Origin of the sequence: Pseudomonas sp. PB120, from assembly GCF_009761815.1 — a bacterium.
Taxonomy (GTDB): domain Bacteria; phylum Pseudomonadota; class Gammaproteobacteria; order Pseudomonadales; family Pseudomonadaceae; genus Aquipseudomonas.
On record NZ_RWIN01000100.1, the window covers coordinates 1 to 20515 of the forward strand.

The 20515-nt window shown below is 59.1% G+C and carries 17 protein-coding genes; 5 read left to right on the forward strand and 12 right to left on the reverse strand.

Translation table 11 applies throughout. The features are described 5' to 3' along the window. Window positions 1–91: 91 nt before the first annotated feature. From EJA72_RS18750 to EJA72_RS18805, 12 genes are all read right to left on the reverse strand, one after another. Window positions 92–1042: a carbohydrate kinase gene (locus EJA72_RS18750; RefSeq protein ID WP_157712900.1), complete on the reverse strand. Its 951-nt coding sequence runs from the start codon at window positions 1040–1042 to the stop codon at window positions 92–94. 13 nt (window positions 1043–1055) lie between these two features. Then, window positions 1056–2552: a xylulokinase gene (gene xylB, locus EJA72_RS18755; RefSeq protein ID WP_157712901.1), complete on the reverse strand. Its 1497-nt coding sequence runs from the start codon at window positions 2550–2552 to the stop codon at window positions 1056–1058. A 158-nt stretch (window positions 2553–2710) separates the two neighbouring features. Continuing rightward, window positions 2711–4183 carry a mannitol dehydrogenase family protein gene (locus tag EJA72_RS18760; protein ID WP_157712902.1) on the reverse strand — a complete coding sequence of 491 codons (1473 nt, stop codon included), beginning with the start codon at window positions 4181–4183 and terminating at the stop codon, window positions 2711–2713. 15 nt (window positions 4184–4198) lie between these two features. Continuing rightward, window positions 4199–5302, reverse strand: a complete 1104-nt coding sequence (locus EJA72_RS18765; protein WP_157712903.1) for an ABC transporter ATP-binding protein — start codon at window positions 5300–5302, stop codon at window positions 4199–4201. A 163-nt stretch (window positions 5303–5465) separates the two neighbouring features. Then, window positions 5466–6296 carry a carbohydrate ABC transporter permease gene (locus EJA72_RS18770; protein WP_157712904.1) on the reverse strand — a complete coding sequence of 277 codons (831 nt, stop codon included), beginning with the start codon at window positions 6294–6296 and terminating at the stop codon, window positions 5466–5468. Window positions 6297–6306: 10 nt separating this feature from the next. Beyond that, window positions 6307–7233 (reverse strand): carbohydrate ABC transporter permease, encoded by a 927-nt coding sequence (locus EJA72_RS18775; RefSeq protein WP_157712905.1) that lies wholly within the window; start codon window positions 7231–7233, stop codon window positions 6307–6309. A 178-nt stretch (window positions 7234–7411) separates the two neighbouring features. Continuing rightward, complete coding sequence (locus EJA72_RS18780) at window positions 7412–8722, reverse strand: sugar ABC transporter substrate-binding protein (protein WP_157712906.1); 1311 nt, start codon at window positions 8720–8722, stop codon at window positions 7412–7414. A 330-nt stretch (window positions 8723–9052) separates the two neighbouring features. Further along, the gene (locus EJA72_RS18785; protein ID WP_157712907.1) at window positions 9053–9958 is read right to left on the reverse strand and encodes an AraC family transcriptional regulator; all 906 of its coding nucleotides are present in this window, start codon (window positions 9956–9958) and stop codon (window positions 9053–9055) included. Window positions 9959–10024: 66 nt separating this feature from the next. Further along, on the reverse strand, window positions 10025–10912 hold the full coding sequence (locus EJA72_RS18790; protein ID WP_157712913.1) for a phosphatidylinositol-specific phospholipase C domain-containing protein: 888 nt from the start codon (window positions 10910–10912) through the stop codon (window positions 10025–10027). Next, on the reverse strand, window positions 10909–11799 hold the full coding sequence (locus EJA72_RS18795) for a phospholipase (protein WP_256679720.1): 891 nt from the start codon (window positions 11797–11799) through the stop codon (window positions 10909–10911). Before EJA72_RS18795 ends, EJA72_RS18790 begins: the two co-directional genes overlap by 4 nt. A gap of 68 nt (window positions 11800–11867) precedes the next feature. Then, the gene (locus EJA72_RS18800) at window positions 11868–13169 is read right to left on the reverse strand and encodes a glycosyltransferase (RefSeq protein ID WP_157712908.1); all 1302 of its coding nucleotides are present in this window, start codon (window positions 13167–13169) and stop codon (window positions 11868–11870) included. A gap of 82 nt (window positions 13170–13251) precedes the next feature. Further along, window positions 13252–13617: a response regulator gene (locus tag EJA72_RS18805; RefSeq protein ID WP_157712909.1), complete on the reverse strand. Its 366-nt coding sequence runs from the start codon at window positions 13615–13617 to the stop codon at window positions 13252–13254. 262 nt (window positions 13618–13879) lie between these two features. Between EJA72_RS18805 and EJA72_RS18810 the strand changes: the two genes are divergently transcribed. The 5 genes from EJA72_RS18810 to EJA72_RS18830 all read left to right on the forward strand — a co-directional run bounded on the left by EJA72_RS18810 (window position 13880) and on the right by EJA72_RS18830 (window position 20425). Further along, window positions 13880–17371, forward strand: a complete 3492-nt coding sequence (locus EJA72_RS18810) for a response regulator (protein ID WP_157712910.1) — start codon at window positions 13880–13882, stop codon at window positions 17369–17371. Beyond that, on the forward strand, window positions 17372–18205 hold the full coding sequence (locus EJA72_RS18815) for a protein-glutamate O-methyltransferase CheR (RefSeq protein WP_178129452.1): 834 nt from the start codon (window positions 17372–17374) through the stop codon (window positions 18203–18205). Beyond that, entirely contained in the window at window positions 18202–18795 is a 594-nt protein-coding gene (locus EJA72_RS18820; RefSeq protein WP_157712911.1) for a chemotaxis protein CheB, read from the forward strand. Before EJA72_RS18815 ends, EJA72_RS18820 begins: the two co-directional genes overlap by 4 nt. Continuing rightward, window positions 18789–19970: a hybrid sensor histidine kinase/response regulator gene (locus EJA72_RS18825; RefSeq protein ID WP_157712912.1), complete on the forward strand. Its 1182-nt coding sequence runs from the start codon at window positions 18789–18791 to the stop codon at window positions 19968–19970. The genes EJA72_RS18820 and EJA72_RS18825 overlap by 7 nt, the downstream gene beginning before the upstream one ends. 77 nt (window positions 19971–20047) lie before the next feature. Beyond that, on the forward strand, window positions 20048–20425 hold the full coding sequence (locus tag EJA72_RS18830) for a response regulator (RefSeq protein ID WP_010460444.1): 378 nt from the start codon (window positions 20048–20050) through the stop codon (window positions 20423–20425). The last annotated feature ends 90 nt before the right edge of the window (window positions 20426–20515 follow it).

The following is a 20515-nucleotide window of genomic DNA, read 5'->3' on the forward strand; positions in this document are numbered from 1 at the left end:
AGCCAATGCGGTGCCTCAGGAAAACCGCGTGTGCAGGTTTAACGACTGCTGCGCAGCCGAACGCAGGCTTCGCCAGCTGCTACAGGTCTTGTTATGGCTGAGATGCTTCCAACTGCTGCCGATACGGCAAATCCGGCCCGGTCTTGCTGCACGTCAACGCCGCCGCCTGCACCGCAAACTTCAACATCATGTCGATCTGCTCGCGGCGGAGAGATTGCACGCCGTCCACCGAATCCAGCCCCTGCTCGGTCAACCAGGTAATCAACGCCGCCTGGAACGTATCGCCAGCACCTACCGTGTCAGCAATTTTCACAAGGCTGGCCGGTACCGACCATGAGCCATGGGCCTTGCTGAACACCGTTGCGCCTTCGCCGCCACGGGTCAGGAACACCAGCTGACAGCGATGCTGCAGCCAGCCTTCGATCACCCGTTGCGGGTCCTGTTCGGGGTACAGCAGGCTCAAATCCTCATCGCTGACTTTGATCAGATCGGCCAACTCGACCAACGTCGCAATCCGTGAACGCCACAACTCGATGTTCGGTTCGGGATTGAGCCGCACGTTCGGGTCAAGGCTGATCAGGCGCTTGCCACTTTCCCGCTGAACCAGGGCCAGCAATGTGTCGGCGATCGGCTGTACCACCAGGGAGAACGAGCCGATGTGCAAGCCGCGCACTTCAGGACTCAGTTGCGGCAGATGCTCGGGTTTCAACTGGCGATCTGCGCAGCCTTCGCCGCGGAAGCTGTAATGCGGCGAACCATTGGCGCCGACCGCCACCATCGCCAGGGTCGTGGGGGCGGCGAAGTCCACCAGATAGTCCGCCCGCACGCCTTCGTCCTGCAGCACCTGCTGCAAACGGCGCCCGAGGTAATCGGTGGACAGTCCGGCAAACAGCGCCGAGTCTACGCCCAATCGGCGCAAACCGACTGCGACGTTGAATGGCGAACCGCCGGCAATCGCCTTGAAATTCACTTTGGACGCCAGGCCGCTGGCGTCCTCTTCACTGAAAAAATCGAACAGCGCTTCGCCACACACCAGGTACATAGTTGTTCACTCTTTAAAGGGTTGCGACATGCTGTTGATAGCGCTCATAGGCCTGTTGAAAGACCGCCACGTTGCCTGCAATCGGCAGGGTTTCGCTGGCCAGGTCGAGTTTGACGCAACGCTGGCACAGATCCGCCAGGCTGTTTTCCTGTCCGTTTGCCCGGGACGTGCACCACGCGGCCTGAATCGCTGCCCCGAGGGCGGCGGCTTCGCTTTGTTCGGTGCATATCACTGGGGTGTTCATAATGTCGGCGACCATCTGCCGCCACACCGGGCTTTTCGAACCGCCACCAATCAAGCAAATGGTGCGGCTTTGTAAGCCATTGTGCCGCAACAGGTCCAGCCCATAACGCAAACCGAAGGTGGTGCCTTCGACCACGGCGCGGCACAAATTGGCCCGGGTCAGGTTGGTCATTGTCAGGCCCAGCAGGCTTCCGGTGGCATGGGGCAGGGCGGGGACGCGCTCGCCGTTGAGGAACGGCAGCATGCACACGCCTTCGGCGCCGATGGGTGACTGCGCGACCAGATCGTTAAACTGTTCGATATCCAGTTCGAACAGCTCGCGAATCACGCCGGTGGCGTTGGTCAGGTTCATGGTGCAGATCAGCGGCAACCAGCCGCCGCTGGAGGAACAGAAGGTCGCGACCGAGGCGTCCGGGCTGACCTTCGGCTGATCGGCATAGGCATAAACCGTCCCCGAAGAGCCGAGACTCATGGTAATTGCGCCGGGCTGGATGTTGCCGGTGCCGATGGCGCCCATCATGTTGTCGCCGCCGCCACTGGACACGAGCGCTTGCGGGTTGATACCTAAATGTTCGGCGATGCCCGGCAGGATTGTACCGACGGCTTGATGGGCATCGATCAGTTCCGGTAACGCGGCTTGCAAGCGGCCGGTGGGGTCGATGTGACGCAGCAACTGCAAGTCCCACTCGCGTTTGCGCACGTTGAAGTAGCCGGTGCCTGAGGCGTCGCCGTATTCGCTGCAACTGCGACCGGTCAGCCAGTAATTGAGGTAGTCGTGGGGCAGCAGGATGCGGGCGATCCTGGAAAACAGCGCAGGGTGCTGTTCTTTGGTCCAGAGCAATTTAGACACGGTGTAACCCGGTGCAATGACCACGCCAAGACGTTCCAGCGAGCCTTTTTCACCGCCCAGGTGCGCCAGCAGGCGCTCGTTTTCCGGGGTGGATTCGGTGTCGCACCAGAGCTTGGCCGGTCTCAGCGTCTGGCCTTGGGCGTCGAGCAGGACCAGGCCATGTTGCTGGCCGGAAACGCCGATGCCGAGGATGTGCTGGCCGTTGACGTTGGCCTCGAGCAGGGCGCGGCGGGTGGCCAGCGTGAAAGCTTGCAGCCATTGTTGGGTATCTTGTTCGCGACGGCCATTGGCGCCGCTGATGAGCGTGTGCGCGGCGGCACCTTGCCCCAGGACTTGCCCGCTTAGCGCGTCGAGGATGATCGCTTTGGTGCCTTGGGTGCCGCAGTCGATGCCGAGGAACAGTTGTTGAGTTGTCATGGAGAGTCCTTGGTGTGTCTGGTCGAACTGAGTGAGGCCCATCGCGAGCAGGCTCACTCCTACAGGAGATCTTCAGAGGACACGGTTTTTGTGTTCAACACCGATCCCCTGTAGGAGCGAGCCTGCTCGCGATGACGGCAGCCGATTCACCTTCGTGTTTAAGCCAACACCCGCTGCAACGTCCGCGTCACGCCCACTTCACGCAAGCTGTCCAGGCACCACTCAAACGCCGCCACAAACGCCGGAGATTTCGGAATCGCCGTGCCAAAAACCTCCTCGACCCCGAGCAAACGCCGGGCAATCAACGCATCATCCGCCACCAACCCCTGACAGAACGCCGCCCGCGGGTCCGGAATGGCGTAGGTGTCGCCGTTCTCGTCGACGCCCTTCAAATACAACGCCCAGGCCGCCACCACCAGCGCCGCGCGCTTGGTCTCCCGACCATCGGCAATCAACCGGTTAATGGTCGGCACGGTGAACTTGGGAAACTTCGAAGACCCGTCGGAACACACGCGTTCCAGCTGATCGGCAATCGCCTGATTGGAGAAACGCTCGACCAGCGTATTTTTGTACTGCGTCAGGTCAATTCCCGGCACGGACGACAGCTGTGGCGTCACATCGAGATCCATGTAAGCGCGCATGTAACGCACAAACAGCGGATCGTTCATGGTCTCGTGAACAAAGCGATAACCCTTCAAGAATCCCAGGTACGTCAGGGCCAGGTGGCTGCCGTTGAGCAGCTTGATCTTCATTTCTTCGTAGGGCGTGACGTCGTCGGTGAACTGCACGCCGACCTTTTCCCAGGCCGGACGGCCGCTGACGAATTTATCCTCCAGCACCCACTGCACGAATGGCTCGCACACCACCGGCCAGGCATCGTCTACCGCGTGCTTGTCAGCCAGTTGCAGGCGATGCTCGGTGCTGGTCATCGGCGTGATGCGGTCGACCATGGCGTTGGGGAAACTTACGTGGCTGTCGATCCAGTCCCGCAGGTCGGCATCGCGCAGCGCGGCAAACGCGAGCAAGGCCTTGCGAGTGACCGCGCCGTTGTGCGGCAGGTTGTCGCAAGACATCACGGTGAACGCTGGCGTGCCGGCGGCTCGGCGTTTGACCAGCGCGGCACAGAGGAAACCGAACACCGTGATTGGCGAATCCGGGTGCGCCAGATCGTGCTGGATCTGCGGCAAGTGCGCCATGAACTCGCCGTTGCTGTCGTCGATGCAGTAACCGCCCTCGGTGATCGTCAGCGAGACGATGCGGATCTGCGGACTGGCGAGTTTGTCGATCAACGCGCTTGCGCCATCTTCGGCCAACAGCATGTCACGGATCGCGCCGATCACCCGGACTTCGGTGTCGTCGGTGTCGCCGAGTTCAAACAGGGTGAACAGGTAATCCTGCTCCTTCAGATCGTCACGGGCACGGCGGTCTTCGGCGCGCAGACCCACGCCGCAAATCGCCCAGTCCAGGCCTTCGCCGGTGTTCATCAAAGCGTCGGTGTAATAGGCCTGATGGGCGCGGTGAAAACCGCCGACGCCAATGTGGGCGATGCCCTGGCGTGTGTCGCTGAGGGTGTAGGCCGGCACAGCGACGTTCGTGGCCAGGCGATTGAGGTTTTGCTTATTGAGTTTCATCACAGGTTCTCGACATCAGGCTGCGGCGCGCAGCGGGCGGGTGAGCGCCACGCCGTCGGCATCAAATAAATGGCAGTGTTCGGCGTCCAGGTGCAGGCTCAAGGTCTCGCCATAACGGCTGGCCAGATCGCCGCGAACGCGCAGCGTGAGCGCTTCGCCGGACGAGGTGACCACGTGGCAAAAGGTGTCGCTGCCCAGGCGCTCGCTGACATCGGCAGTGACTTGCAGCGTGCAATCGCCGGTTTGGGCCAGTTCCAGATGTTCGGGACGAATGCCCAGGGTGACTGCGCCACCGAGGCTGAGGCTGGCTCCGCTCAGCGGCAGGCTGATGCGGGTGCCGGCGTCGAGCAGCACTTCGCAGCTCTGACGGTCGACCCGGGTGAGCTTGCCCTTGAGGAAGCCCATTTTCGGTGTGCCGAGAAAGCCGGCGACAAACAGGTTGGCCGGTTGGTGGTACAGGTCCAGCGGCGAGCCGACCTGTTCGATTTTGCCACCGTTGAGCACCACGACTTTGTCGGCCATGGTCATGGCTTCGACCTGGTCGTGGGTCACGTAAATCATGGTCGCTTGCAATTCTTTGTGCAGGCGCAACAGCTCCAGGCGCATCTGCACCCGCAGGGCGGCGTCGAGGTTGGACAGCGGTTCGTCGAACAGGAAGATTTTCGGGTTGCGCACGATAGCCCGGCCGATGGCCACCCGTTGACGCTGACCGCCAGACAGTTGTTTGGGCTTGCGCTCGAGCATCGGCCCGAGTTCAAGGATGCGTGCGGCTTCGCCGACTTTTTTCTCGACTTCGGCTTTCGGTACGCCAGCCAGGTCGAGGGCGAACGACATGTTTTTACGCACGCTCATGTGCGGGTACAGGGCGTAGGTCTGGAACACCATCGCCAGGTCGCGCTTGGCCGGGCTTACTTCGGTGATGTCGCGCCCGTCCAGTTCGATGGTGCCGCCGCTGACTTCTTCCAGGCCAGCGATCAGCCGCAGCAAGGTGGATTTTCCGCAGCCCGACGGGCCGACGAAGACCACGAATTCCTTGTCGTTCACTTCAAGGTCGATGCCCTTGATGATGGAAAAGCCTTCGAAGCCTTTTTGCAGATTCTTGATTTTCAGGTTGGCCATGGTGATGGGCCTCCGCTTGTTTTTATTCAATTGAACCGGGCGTGCTTTTCTGTGGGAGCGAGCCTGCTCGCGATGGGCTCACAGGCGACGCGTTTCTTCAGGCGGCCCGCGTTATCGTTCACGTCCATCGCGAGCCAGCTCGCTCCTACAGGGATTCGGGTATTCATTTCACGGCGCCAAACGACAAACCGCGGACCAGTTGTTTCTGGCTGATCCAGCCGAAGATCAGGATCGGCGCGCAGGCCAGCGTCGATACCGCCGACAACTTGGCCCAGAACAGGCCTTCAGGGCTTGAGTACGAGGCGATCAACGCGGTGAGTGGCGCGGCTTTCGACGACGTCAGGTTCAGCGACCAGAACGCTTCGTTCCAGCACAGGATCAGCGACAACAACACCGTGGACGCCAGGCCACCCTTGGCGATGGGCAGCAGCACCCTGACCATTTCCTGCCACAGCGTGGCGCCGTCCAGACGCGCGGCTTCGAGGATGTCCTTGGGGATATCCTTGAAGTAGGTGTAAATCATCCAGACCACGATCGGCAGGTTGATCAGCGTGTAGATCACGATCAGTGCGATGCGCGTATCCAGCAGGCCGAAGCTCTTGGCCAGCAGGTAGATCGGCATCAGCACGCCCACCGGCGGCAACATCTTGGTGGAGAGCATCCACAGCAGTGTGCCTTTGGTGCGCTGGGTTTCGTAGAACGCCATCGAGTAGGCCGCCGGCACCGAAATCAGCAGGCACAGGGCCGTGGCGCTGAACGAAATCACCACCGAGTTCCAGGCGAAACTGAAGTAGTCGCTGCGCTCGTTGATGTGCAGGTAGTTCTCCAGCGTCGGCGTGAAGATGAACTGCGGCGGCGTGGCGAACGCATCGATTTCGGTCTTGAAGCTGGTCAGCACCATCCAGAAGATCGGGAAGAAAATCAGGATCGCGATGGCCCAGGCCAGCGTGCCCAGCAGCAGGCTTTGCAGGCGACGGGATTGTTGAAGGGTCATGGCGCAGGCCTCAGGCTTTGTCTGTCAGGTTTTTGCCGATCATCCGCACTAGCACGATGGCCGCGATGTTGGCGATCACCACCGCGATCAAACCGCCGGCGGACGCCATGCCGACATCGAACTGCACCAGCGCCTGGTTGTAGATCAGGTAGGCGAGGTTGGTCGACGCGTAGCCGGGGCCGCCGTTGGTGGTGGTGAAGATTTCGGCGAACACCGAGAGCAGGAAGATGGTTTCGATCATCACCACCACGGCAATCGGGCGAGCGAGGTGCGGCAGGGTCAGGTGCCAGAAAATGGCGATCGGCCCGGCACCGTCGAGGCGCGCGGCTTCCTTTTGTTCTTGGTCGAGGGACTGCATGGCGGTCATCAGGATCAGGATCGCGAAGGGCAGCCATTGCCACGACACAATGATGATGATCGACAGCAGCGGGTAGTGCGCCAGCCAGTCCACTGGTTGCGCGCCGAACAGTTTCCACACGTAGGCGAGAATCCCCGACACCGGATGGAAAATCAGGTTCTTCCAGATCAACGCGCCGACGGTGGGCATGATGAAGAACGGCGAGATCAGCATGACCCGCACGATGCCGCGACCCACAAAATCGCTGGCCTCCAGCAACGCACTGATCAAGACGCCGAACACCACGCTGATCAGCAGGACGCTGCCCACTAGCAGCAGGGTGTTGGTGGCGCCGGGCAGGAAGCCTGAGTCCGTGAGGAAGTAGGTGAAGTTTTCCAGCCCGACGAACTCGTTTTCGCCTGGGTTAAGCAGGTTGTAACGGATCATCGAGAAGTACAGGGTCATGCCCAGTGGCACGATCATCCACAGCAGCAACAACGCCACCGAGGGGCTGACCAGAAACCAGCCGGGATTGGCCAACCGGTTTTTGCGCACCGGTTGGGGGATGTCCATGTGAGCTTTGGCAGTTGAAATATTCATGGCGTTAAAACCGATTGTTTACAGGCAGACAAAGATCGAAATGCGGGAGGTGCTTTTGTGGCTAGGGAGCTTGCTCCCGCTCGGCTGCGCAGCAGTCGCAAAAATCTTGGGGCCGCTTCGCGACCCAGCGGGAGCAAGCTCCCTCGCCACAAAAGCGGGTCCCACATTGACGGCGGGGTTACTTCGGATAACCCGCGCGCTTCATCTCACGTTCGGTGGATTGCTGGGCCGCAGCCAGGGCCTGGTCGACCGTGGTCTGGCCGATCAGCGCTGCCGAGAACGACTTGCCGACCTGGGTGCCGATACCCTGGAACTCGGGAATGGTCACCAACTGGATGCCGATGTACGGCACCGGTTTCAGGGTAGGTTTGCTCGGGTCAGCGGCTTTGAGCGACTCCAACGTGACCTTGGCGAACGGCGCGGCATTCATGTACGCGTCGCTGTAGGTCGACGCCCGAGTGCCTGGCGGTACATTGGCGATGCCATCTTTTTCGGCGACCAGCGCACCGTATTCCTTGGAAGTGGCCCAGGCGCTGAAGGTTTTCGCCGCGTCCTTGGCTTTGGAGCTGGTCGGAATCGCCAGCGCCCAGGAATAGAGCCAGGCCGAGCCCTTGTCGGTGGTTTCGTGGGGGGCATACGTGAAACCGACATGTTCGCTGACTTTGCTCTGGGTCTTGTCGGTGACGAACGAACCGGCCACGCTGGCATCGACCCAGATCGCGCATTTGCCACTGTTGAACAGCGCGAGGTTTTCGTTGAAACCGTTGCTGGAAGCCCCCGGCGGGCCGGATTGCTTCATGGTGTCGACGTAGAAGTTCAACGCGTTTTTCCACTCGGGACCGGTGAATTCCGGTTGCCACTTCTCATCGAACCAGCGCGCGCCGTAAGCGTTGGCGACGGTGGTGATCAGCGCCATGTTCTCACCCCAGCCAGCCTTGCCACGCAGGCAAATGCCGTACTGTTCCTTATCCTTGTGGGTGAGTTTGCTGGCGAACTCACCAATCTGGGTCCATGTCGGGTGCTCGGGCATGGTCAGCCCGGCGTCCTTGAACAGGTCCGTGCGGTAATAGGTGATGGAGCTTTCCGCGTAGAACGGCAGCGCATACAGCGAGCCCTTGACCGACAAGCCCTCACGCACCGACGGGAACACGTCGTCGAGCGCATACGATGCCGGCAAATCCTTCATCGGCTCCAGCCAGCCCTTCGCGCCCCACAGTGCCGCTTCGTACATGCCAATGGTCAGCACGTCGAACTGACCGCCCTGGGTGGCAATGTCGGTAGTCAGGCGCTGGCGCAAGACGTTTTCTTCCAGCACCACCCAATTGAGCTTGATGTCCGGGTGCTCGGCCTCGAAGGTTTTCGAGAGCTTTTGCATGCGGATCATGTCGCTGTTGTTGACGGTGGCGATGGTCAGCGTCTGGGCGCCGAGGCTGACGCTGCTGAGGGTCATGCAGGTGAGGGCGAGCAGAGCTTTTACAGAAGGTTGCATCGAGCACTCCTTTTCTGCACCCGGTGGGGTTACAGAAGGACAGTTATTGTTTTTGTGTCTTCCGGGGAGGGAAGAATGTGCACTGATTACAGCCTTCAATGACGGATGAAACAAATCATCCGTCGCACTTGAATCGATACTATTTTGCACTCGATGCTGAAATAATCGGATTTATCGCCTGGCACCCTGTAGCAGCTGCCGAAGGCTGCGTTCGAGTGCGCAGCGCTCGCAGGAACAGAGCATGCGGTGATCCTGGAAGACCTGGCCTGCAGGTTTTGCAGCTGCTGCGCACCCGAACGCAGCCTTCGGCAGCTGCTACAAGGGCAGGTGTCAGTGCTGATTTTGCTCAGTCAACCGCTGCACCGCCAACCGCCGGTAATGCGAGGGGGTCATGCCTTTCAGTTGCTGAAAGCGCCGGTTGAAGTTGGAAATATTATTGAAGCCGGATTCGAAGCACACGTCGGTCACCGGCTTGTCGCCATCGGCCAGCAGTTCGCAGGATTTGCTGATGCGCAGGCGGTTGACGAATTCGATGAAGCAGCGCCCGGTAGCTTGCTTGAACACGCGACTGAAATACGTCGGCTTCATGCCCAGGTGCTCGGCGACTTCTTCAAGCGGCAGCTCCCGCGCGTAATGCGCGAAGATGTAATCCACGGCCCGGTTGGTGCGGTCGACATTGTGCTCGTCGGCGAGTTGCGGCGTTGTCGCCCCCGAGAGCAACTGATAATCGTCAGTGGCCGCCAACAACTCCAGCAGAATGAAAAAGTGACCGAGCCGGGTTACGCCGTTGGTATCGGCGATTCGCTGCATCAGGTCCATCGCCTGCTGGATGGTGTGCTTGCAGCGAAACTCGATACCGTACTGCGCGCGCTCCAGCAGCGGAGCCAGCGTCTTGAGTTCGGCGAACACCAGATGGCCGCTGTCGAACAGTTCGTCGGTGAAATTCACCAGCATGTCGCGCTTGGGCACCACTTCATCTTCCGCCACCTGGCTGATCCAGTTGTGGGGCAGGTTGGGGCCGGTGAGAAACAGGGTTTCGGGGTAGAAGTTGCCGATGTAGTCGCCAATGAACACTTTGCCTGAGCTGGCAACGATCAGGTGCAGTTCGTATTCCTTGTGAAAGTGCCAGCGCACCAAAGGGCAGGGGAAACCATGCTGGCGATAAATGATGGACAACCCGTTGTGGTCGTCCATCAGTTCGTAGGAAGGATCGGTGACTCTGGCAGTCCGGGTCATATCAGCGCGCTTTTATAATTATTGCGCGCTGATCATGCCTCCTAACGGGGCGGCAATGCCAGCGTGTCAGGCGTCCACCGACCGATGCAATGCGCTGCCATAAACGGCCTTCATGCTTGACGCGCTCCAGCAGTAACGCACGATGTCTGATTCGTCGAAAAAGTCGGTGCTGACAATACTGCAACGCGTCACCCAGTCCCGCGTCGGGTTGAACCAGTCATTGATCTGTTTCTTGATGTCCTGAGGCCCGCCCAGAAAGCCGTAACTGGTGGCGGACAACGACCACAGGAAGGTTTCAGTCGGTGCGTTTCGCAATGTACTGGAAATGTGGCGCTCCAGTTCGTCGGTGTCGGTGAAGACTTCCCCGCTCCATTTGTGGCTGATGCGAGGCCAGAAGTAATCATCATCCAGGCCATGCAGGCCCGGGGCGGTCAATATCAGCCGGCGGCGAGTGCTGATGCGCTTGAGTTCGCCCACTGTTTTCATGGAGTCAGAATACGGTATGAGCCGAGGGCCGAGCCGACTGATCAGCACGTCATTCAATTTGTCGTAGGCAAACGGCTTTTGACGGTCTCCCAACTGATGGAAATCCAGAATGATGAACTCGTCGCGGTTTTGATCGAGGAACGTTGAAATGGCGTCGATCAGTTCATCCAGAACGCGATGGGATTGGTAGCCATTGTGATGAAAGTAGAAGATCGACTGGTCGTGGCCTTCGGTATAGCCCAGGCGGATATCAAGGGCGCGGGCGCCCTGTGCAAGTTGCCAGGCAAATGAATCGTTTTGACAGGTGGTCCAGTTTCCGATGACCACATCGTAGTTCGGTGCCTGTTTGTCCATTCCCGCGTTATGAGCGCCGGGCCAGACAATATCGGTCAGTTTCAGACGGTCAATATCCAGGACATTGCTCATCCATTTTTGTTTGTCAAAACTGGAATCGGCGCTGTTTGTCATTTCGCGTACACCCGAGCCAGATTGGCTGTTCGGCAATGGCGCACCAGATTTGAGGTTTCAAGAAAGTCCGCATTGATGATGCTGCTTTTTTCCATCCAGTCTGAACTCGTGGGATCAAACCACTTATCCAGATGTGCGCCGATGGATTGCGGGCCCGCGACCACGTTATAACTGGTCGCAGATAGCGACCAGGGCATCGACCGGCTCGGTGGAAACTTCATCACGTGCGTGAGATATGCATTCAGTTCACTGACGCTGGCCGTCGGTACGCCACTCCATTTGTGCTCGATTTGCCGATGGAAGTACGCCATGTCGAACTCCGGGCGATACTCGGCGGCTACGAACACACGCTGGGCATGGCTTATTTGCCTGAGCTGGCCCAATGAAAGGTAAGCGTGTGTGTAAGGAATGATTCTGTCACCAAGGTGAGTCAGTAACTGTCGATTGAATTCCTGGTAGTCGAATGGCTGGCTGTCGGCGTTCAAGTGGTGAAAATCCAGGACGATGAATTCGTCGGGGTTTTCCTGCAAAAACCGGATAACGCTGGTGATCAGGTTTTCCAACGATCGGGAAGAACGAAAGCCGTTGTGCTCGAACCAGAATGTCCCGACGCCGTTATTGCCAATCTCATAGCTCAGCCTTAAATCCAGCGCGCGGGCTCCGAACGTTAATTGATAGTAGAAAGAGTGGTTCTGGCAGGCGACCCAGTTGCTGAAACCGGGTGCGGCGTAGGAGGCTTTCTTGTCTACGCCGGCATTGTGCGCGCCGGGGAGCACCAGTTCAGAAAGCGATAACGAATCGATAACCGGTGTGTCGGTCATCCAGCTGCGGGGGGCAAAGCGCTGGGTTACATAAGGTAGGACCTTGGTCTTGAGTGTGTCGTTCATAGTGCATCCTTGCACAGTGGGTCAGTTGAAAACGGAGAGGATTCTCACGTGGCCGTGAGTGTTAATGATCAGGCGTCCTCCCGGAACCTGTTTTTCGCTTCAATCCATTGCGACATGTATTGAGTGCTCTTGTGCTGGTGATGCCGCAACATGCTGCCGGTGAAGTTATCCCGGCGGATCGCGGACAGTCGTTGCCGGCAGTCTTCGAGGCGGGCGATCAAGGCTGGACCGTGAGTGCCTTGCTGGTAACGATTTGTCAGCAATTGCAGGCCGAGCGACTGCGCCTTCAGCCACTGCGTTTTGTCGGTATAAAGTTGCACCGCGCAATCCGCGAATGCCTGGGCTGACCGGGTGATCGCCCCGGGCCACGGTTCGTCGCCATGCATGGCTTCAGCGCCTATCGGCGTGGTGACGTTTGGTGTGCCGCACAGCATGGCATCCACGATCTTGCCCTTGATGCCGGCGCCGAATCGTAGCGGTGCCAGGCAGACCCGTGCGGCGGTCATGACTTGCAACGCATCCTCTGCCCAGTTCATCACGTGGAAGCCTTGCGCCGCATTGTGCAGTGCGGTCGCCTTTGGGGGCGTGTAGGCCCCGTAGATGAGCAATCGGGCGGTGGGTAATTGTTCGCGAATCAGCGGCCAAATGCTGTTTTTCATCCAAAGCACCGCATCCCAGTTGGGCGCGTGGCGGAAGTTGCCGATACTGATAAAGTCCGCACGCGCCTCAAAATCCGCCGGTGGAGCGTTCGGTGGGTTGACCATCAGCGGGCACCAATGCACGAGGCCGCGCGGCACCTTGAACTGCTCGACCAGCAACTCGACTTCCCTTTCCGAAATCATCAGGTTCAAGTCGCAGCGGTAAAGCGCAGCGATTTCCCGTTTGGCCAGGTCGGTGTCGGCCATCAGTTCGAATTCTTCGCGCAAGGCCGGGGCAAACAGCTCGCTGAAGTCATTGTCGTCGTCGCGAGCTTTCAAACGGTCCTTGAGCCGTTGGTGACGGGCATGGCGCAGGCTTTGCAAATCCTGTGTTCCCAGCACGCGCACGGCCTCGGGGCAGTGCTTTTCAACACGCCAGCCGAATTGCTCTTCCATCATGAATTGTTCGAACAGCACGATATCCGGCGCCAGTTCGCGGACAAACGCATCGAAACTGCTGTTATTCAGTTCGATGGGCACTTCGCGAATACCCAGCGCCGTCAGGTCTTCTTGATGCTCGCCGGCGCCGGCCGGGCTGCTGAAGGTGACCTCCCAGCCTTGTTGCAGGAACGTCCCGAGCAGTTGCATCACATACCCACCCGCCGCCGAAGAGCGGGGTTCGGGCCAGACGTAGCCGATAACCAGGACTTTGGTGGCGCGGGGCTGGTTCATGCAGGGGAGTTCCTAGAAGCGGGGCAGAGGGATAAAAGCGGGGCGCAATTAAACCACAGCCGGGAGCAATTCCTCAGGAGGGTCAGTCGTTACCGAGAATGGCTTTGACCTTGTCGCGCAGTTGATCAATGGAAAACGGCTTGCCGATCACGTGCATGTCAGCCGGCACATCGATGCTTTCGGCATAACCGCTCGCGAACAGCACTGGCAGCTCGGGGCGAACCATGCGCGCCTGCGTTGCCAGTTCACGGCCGTCCATCACGGGCAGGCCGACGTCGGTCATCATCAGGTCAATGTGTTGATCTTCATCGTTGAGAAACTCCAGTGCCTGCTCGCAGCCGTCCGCTTCCAGCACCTTGAACTCCAGTTCCTCCAGCACATCGACGATCAGCATGCGCACGATGTCATCGTCTTCAACGACGAGGATGATGGATTGTTCAGCGGACATAATTGAGGCTCTCGAAGATTGAAGGTGCGTCGACCGGTCGATCAAATCTGCCGGCCTTGTGCATGAGTAAGTGACGGAACCCGACAAGTTCCCGGCTACGCTGAAAAAAGAATAGCCCCATCGCGCCGGCAAGGATAACTGCTCCCTTTGCGCTGGAGCAGCGGAATGTAGGATTTGGCGCATAAATACGTCAGAAAATTGGATCAAAGCGGCAGATTTGGGGCAAACTCCCTGGTTTTCAACAGTTCGACAAGGCCTTCCCATGACCTCCGCGTCTTCGGTAGATGAGCAACGATTCCGCAAACTTCTAAGCCGCAACGTCAGTCTGCCCTTGGGTGTCGGTCTGGTCAGCGCGGTTTTCTTCGTCTCACTGATTACCTATTTGCTGTCGACGATCCAGTGGGTCCAGCACACCGACCGGGTGATCAATAACGCCAACGAAGCGGTGAAACTGACCGTCGATCTGGAAACCGGCATGCGCGGCTTTCTGCTCACGGGCGACGAGAAGTTCCTCGAACCCTACGAAACGGCCAAGCCCAGGATCAAGGTCGCACTCAATACCTTGGTTGAGCTGACGGCGGACAACCCGGTTCAAACTGAGCGTTTACGTAACCTTGAAGCGTTGCAGGCCGAGTGGTCAAATTATGCGCAGTCGATGATCGACTTGCAGCGTGCCAGCGGTGACTATCGTGGGGCGGTGAAGGCCGGACGCGGCAAGCGCCTGACTGACGAAATTCGCAAGCAGTTCGAAGACGTGATCGACTCGGAGCAGCAGTTGCGCACCGCGCGCAACGAGGAAGTCAGCCGCACCACGATCTGGAGCATCACGCTCTACCTGTTGTTTGTCGCCGGCATCAGCGCCTTGCTGGCCTGGATTGGCCGTCGGGATTTGCTGAACCTTTCGCAAAACTACAGCGCCAACCTCGCCGCGCAACAAGCCAGCGCCCATCGCCTCGAACAACAGGCCTGGCTGCGCAATGGCCAGACCGAACTGGCCGAGCAAGTGTTGGGGCAACTGAGCCTGAATGTGCTGGGGCGCAATATCCTGCAGTTTTGCGCGCAGTACCTCGGCACCGCTGTGGCGGCCATTTATGTCCGTGAGGAGCATGGCGGCCTCAAGCGTATTGCCTCTTACGGTTTCTCCCGTGAGGAAGAAGAGCGCGAACAGCATATCTACAATGAAGAGGGCATCGCGGGCCAGGTCGCACAAACGGCGCGTCTGATTCGCCTGGATTCGGTGCCGGAAAACTATTTCAAGGTCAGCTCCGGCCTGGGCCAGGGGCTGCCGCGCAGCGTACTGGTAGTACCGACCAGCGATGACGAGCGAGTCAACGGCGTTATCGAGCTGGGTTTCCTGCGCCCGCTGGATGACCGCGACGTCGAATTGCTCGAGCTGATCTGCGGCAACATCGGCACCTCCATCGAGGCCGCTCGCTATCGCCAGCGCTTGCAGGAAGTACTGGCCGAGACGCAACAACTCAACGAAGAGCTGCAAGTCCAGCAGGAAGAGTTGAAAACGGCCAACGAAGAACTGGAAGAGCAATCGCGGATTCTCAAGGAGTCGCAGGCGCACCTGGAAACCCAGCAGGTCGAGCTGGAGCAAACCAACGAACAACTGGCTGAGCAGGCGCAGATCCTCGCCGATCAGCGCGATGTCATGGACCTGAAGAACACCGAACTCAACCAGGCCCAGACTCTGCTGGAAGAGCGCGCCGAAGAGCTGCAGCGCTCCAGTAAATACAAGTCCGAATTCCTCGCCAACATGTCCCACGAATTGCGCACGCCGCTGAACAGTTCGTTGATCCTGGCCAAGTTGCTGGCGGAAAACCCTCAGGAAAACCTCAGCGCCGAACAGGTCAAGTTCGCCGAGTCGATTTATTCGGCCGGTAACGATCTGCTGAACCTGATCAATGACATCCTCGACATCTCCAAGGTCGAGGCCGGGAAGCTGGAGATGCGCCCGGAGAACACCAGCGTTGCCCGACTGGTAGACGGTTTGCGCGGGATGTTTCAGCCATTGGCGAGCGACAAGCAGTTGGACTTCCAGATTGACCTGCAACCTGGCTCGCCGATGATGATTTTCACCGACCGCCAGCGCCTGGAGCAGGTGATCAAGAACCTGCTGTCGAACGCGGTGAAATTCACCGAAAAAGGCTCCGTGAGCCTGACCGTGGCCAGTCAACCCAACGACGGCATTGCCTTTATCGTGCGCGATTCCGGGATTGGCATTGCCGCGGATCAACAGGAAAGCATTTTCGAGGCATTCCGTCAGGCCGACGGCACCACCAACCGCCGATATGGCGGCACCGGGCTGGGCTTGTCGATTTCCCGAGACCTGGCGGCATTGCTTGGCGGTTCCATCAGCGTCACCAGCGAACCGGGGCAGGGCAGTGTGTTTACCCTCGTCCTGCCGCAGCAATACGTTGAACCGGGCGAAACACCGGTAGAGCCGATGAAGGCTTCCCCGGTTGCCCACACGCCGAAAGCCATGCCGGCCGCTTTGGTCCCGCTGATTGCCGAAGTCGATATCCCGCGCTTCAACGATGACCGCACCAAAGCGCCGTTCACCACGCGCTGCATCCTTGTGGTGGAAGATGAGCCGAACTTTGCGCACATCCTCTACGATCTGGCCCACGAACTGGGTTATCAGTGCCTAGTCGCCCATGGCGCCGACGAAGGTTACGACCTGGCCAAGGAATACCTCCCCGACGCCATCCTGCTGGACATGCGCCTGCCGGACCATTCCGGTTTGACCGTGTTGCAGCGCCTGAAAGAACACGCGGAAACCCGGCACATCCCGGTGCATGTGATTTCCGTCGAGGATCGCGTCGAAGCCGCCATGCACATGGGCGCCATCGGCTATGCGGTCAAGCCGACCACGCGCGAAGAGCTCAAGGATGTGTTTGCCCGTCTCGAAGCCAAGCTGACCCAGAAGGTCAAGCGCGTGCTGCTGGTCGAGGACGACGACGTGCAGCGCGACAGCATTGCCCGCCTGATTGGCGACGATGACATCGAGATCACCGCCGTCGGCCTGGCACAGGATGCGCTGGACCTGCTGCGCACCACCATCTTCGATTGCATGATCATCGACCTGAAGCTGCCGGACATGCTCGGCAATGACCTGCTCAAGCGCATGTCCACCGAGGATATCTGTTCGTTCCCGCCGGTCATTGTCTATACCGGGCGCAACCTGACCCGGGATGAAGAGGCCGAACTGCGCAAGTATTCGCGGTCGATCATCATCAAGGGCGCACGCTCGCCAGAACGTTTGCTGGATGAAGTCACACTCTTTCTGCACAAAGTCGAATCCCGGCTGTCCCATGAACGGCAGACGATGCTCAAGACCGCGCGCAGCCGCGACAAGGTCTTCGAGGGTCGCAAAGTGCTGCTGGTGGACGACGATGTGCGCAATATCTTCGCCCTCACCAGTGCGCTGGAGCAAAAAGGCGCAGTCGTGGTCATCGGCCGGAACGGTCGTGAAGCGATTGAAAAATTGAATGAAGTCGAGGACATCGATCTGGTGTTGATGGACGTGATGATGCCGGAGATGGATGGTTTCGAAGCCACCATCGAGATCCGCAAGGACCCGCGCTGGCGCAAACTGCCGATCATCGCGGTGACGGCCAAGGCCATGAAGGACGATCAGGAGCGCTGCCTGCAAGCGGGCTCCAACGATTACCTGGCCAAGCCCATCGACCTGGATCGCCTGTTCTCGCTGATTCGAGTGTGGTTACCGAAGATGGAACGTATCTAAGTGGAGCGTCATATCTCAGCGGAACGAAGTGTCGAAATCGAATTGCGGCTGTTGATCGAGGCGATCTACCTCAAGTACAGCTATGACTTTCGCGATTACTCCGGCGCGTCGATCAAGCGACGCGTCCAGCACGCGTTGAGCCAATTCGAGTGCGCCACCATTTCGGCGCTGCAAGAAAAGGTGCTGCACGATCCGACAGCGTTCATGCAGCTGCTGCAGTTGCTGACGATCCCGGTCAGCGAGATGTTCCGCGACCCGTCGCACTTCCTGGCCATCCGCCAGGAGGTGGTGCCGCTGCTCAAGACCTACCCCTCGATCAAGATCTGGATCGCCGGTTGCAGCACCGGTGAAGAGGTCTACTCGATGGCGATCCTGCTGCGCGAAGAAGGCTTGCTCGATCGCACCATCATCTATGCCACCGACATCAATCCGCGCTCGCTGGAAAAGGCCAAGCAGGGGATTTTTTCGATGGAGAATGTCCGGGCCTACACTTCTAACTATCAGCAGGCCGGTGGTCAGCGGTCGTTCGCCGACTACTACACGGCGGCGTACGGCTACGCGATTTTCGATAAGAGCCTGTGCGAGAACGTCACCTTCGCCGATCACAGCCTGGCGACCGACAGTGTCTTTTCAGAGACTCAATTAATTTCGTGTCGTAACGTATTGATTTACTTCAACAAAAAACTTCAGGACCGCGCCTTCGGACTGTTTCACGAATCACTGTGTCACCGTGGTTTCCTGGTGTTGGGCAGCAAGGAAACCCCTGATTTCTCCGCCTTCGGCAACCAGTTCGAGCCGTTGGTAAAACAAGAACGGATCTACCGAAAGCTATGAACAGTGCAGCGGATTTGCCACGTGTCGAGGCCATCGTGATTGGCGCGTCAGCCGGTGGTGTGGAGGCATTGCTGAGCATCCTCAGCCCCCTGCGCGAAGGCTTTGTGCTGCCGATCATCGTGGTGCTGCACCTGCCGGATGAGCGCCGCAGCCATCTGGCCGAAGTGTTCGCCCGGCGAGTGTCCATGCCGGTGTTCGAAGCCCGGGACAAAACGCACATTGAAGCCGGCACGCTGTATTTCGCCACGCCGGGTTATCACCTGTCGGTGGAACATGACCGCTCGTTTTCACTGAGTCTGGAAGAGCGCGTGCATTACTCGCGGCCGGCCATTGATTTCCTGTTCGAGTCAGCCGCCGATGCCTACGGCCCGGCCCTGGCGGCGGTGTTGTTGACCGGCGCCAACCGGGATGGCGCCAGCGGCCTGGCCAACGTCAAACGTCGCGGCGGCCTGACCATCGTGCAGGACCCGGAGGAAGCCCAGGTCGCGACCATGCCCCGGGCGGCGCTGGATTTACACCAGCCAGACCACATACTTCCCATACACGGCATCGGCCGTCTGCTTGTCGAGCTGGAACGAATAGCATGCTAAGTAACATCCAAGCCAAACTGCTGATCGTCGACGATCTGCCGGAAAACCTGCTGGCACTCGAAGCACTGATCAAGCGCGAAGACCGTCTGGTCTACAAGGCGCTGTCCGCCGACGAAGCCTTGTCACTGCTGCTGCAACACGAATTCGCCATGGCCATTCTTGACGTGCAGATGCCCGGCATGAACGGCTTCGAACTGGCCGAGTTGATGCGCGGCACGGAAAAAACCAAGAACATCCCGATTGTGTTTGTCAGTGCGGCCGGTCGGGAGCTGAACTATGCGTTCAAGGGTTACGAAAGCGGCGCGGTGGATTTCCTGTACAAGCCGCTGGATATCCACGCGGTGAAGAGCAAGGTCAACGTGTTCGTCGATCTGTTCCGCCAGCGCAAAGAAATGAAGCTGCAGGTCGAGGCGCTGGAGCAGAGTCGCCGGGAGCAGGAAGCGTTGCTCAAGCAGTTGCAGAACACCCAGCTGGAACTGGAGCAGGCGGTGCGCATGCGCGATGACTTCATGTCGATTGTCGCCCACGAAGTGCGCACGCCACTCAACGGCCTGATCCTCGAAACCCAGCTGCGCAAGATGCACTTGGCCCGGGATAACGCCTCGGCGTTTACCCTGGACAAGATGCACGCAATGGTCGATCGCGACGAGCGGCAGATCAAAAGCCTGATCCGCCTGATCGAAGACATGCTCGATGTGTCGCGTATTCGCACCGGCAAATTGTCGATACGACCCAAGCGCTTTGACCTGTCGGCGCTGGTACGCGATTTGCTGCAGAATTTCGCACCGCAGATCGACGCCGCCGAGTCATCGGTGACCCTGGAAGCAGAACAACCGGTGGTCGGCAGCTGGGACGAGTTTCGCATCGAGCAGGTGATTTCCAACCTGCTGACCAATGCCTTGCGCTACGGCGCCAAGAGTCCGGTCAGCGTTAAGGTGTACAGTGAGAGCGGTCAGGCGCGAGTGGAAGTGCGTGACCAGGGGATCGGCATCAGTGAAGAGAACCAGAAGCGGATCTTCCAGCAATTCGAACGTGTTTCGGCCACGCACGCCGTTGCCGGGCTGGGCCTGGGTTTGTTTATTTCTGAACAGATAGTGACCGCCCATGGCGGTTCCATTACCGTCGACAGCCGGATTGGCGAAGGCGCCCTGTTTCGCGTTTGTCTGCCGCTGTAGGAAAACAGTCAGGTAAACGCAACCTCTGAGCGACCCCACGGTCGTATCAGCAGCTATTGACCGAACAAAGGCTTCCCATGAGTGAAGATGCACAAGACGTCGTATTGATCGTCGAAGATGACCCCTCGATCCTGATGGTGCTTTCTGCCTATCTTTCGGGGGAGGGTTACCGGGTGCTGCAGGCCGAAAACGGCGAGCAGGCCTTTGAAATCCTGGCGAGCAAACCGCACCTGGACATGATGATCACCGATTTTCGTCTGCCGGGCGGGATCTCCGGGGTGCAGATTGCAGAACCTGCGGTGAAGCTGCGGCCCGAGCTCAAGGTGATTTTCATCAGCGGTTACCCGCAGGAAATCCGCGAGACCGACAGCCCGATCACCCGCAAGGCGCCGATCCTGGGCAAGCCATTCGATCTGGATGTGTTGCAAGAACTGATGCAGGACATGCTCTCGTAAAAACTGCCGTGTAGCAGCTGCCGAGGCACGAGGCTGCGTCGGGCTGCGCAGCGGCCCCCGAGGGCGGTCCTGCGGACACGCAACGCAGCC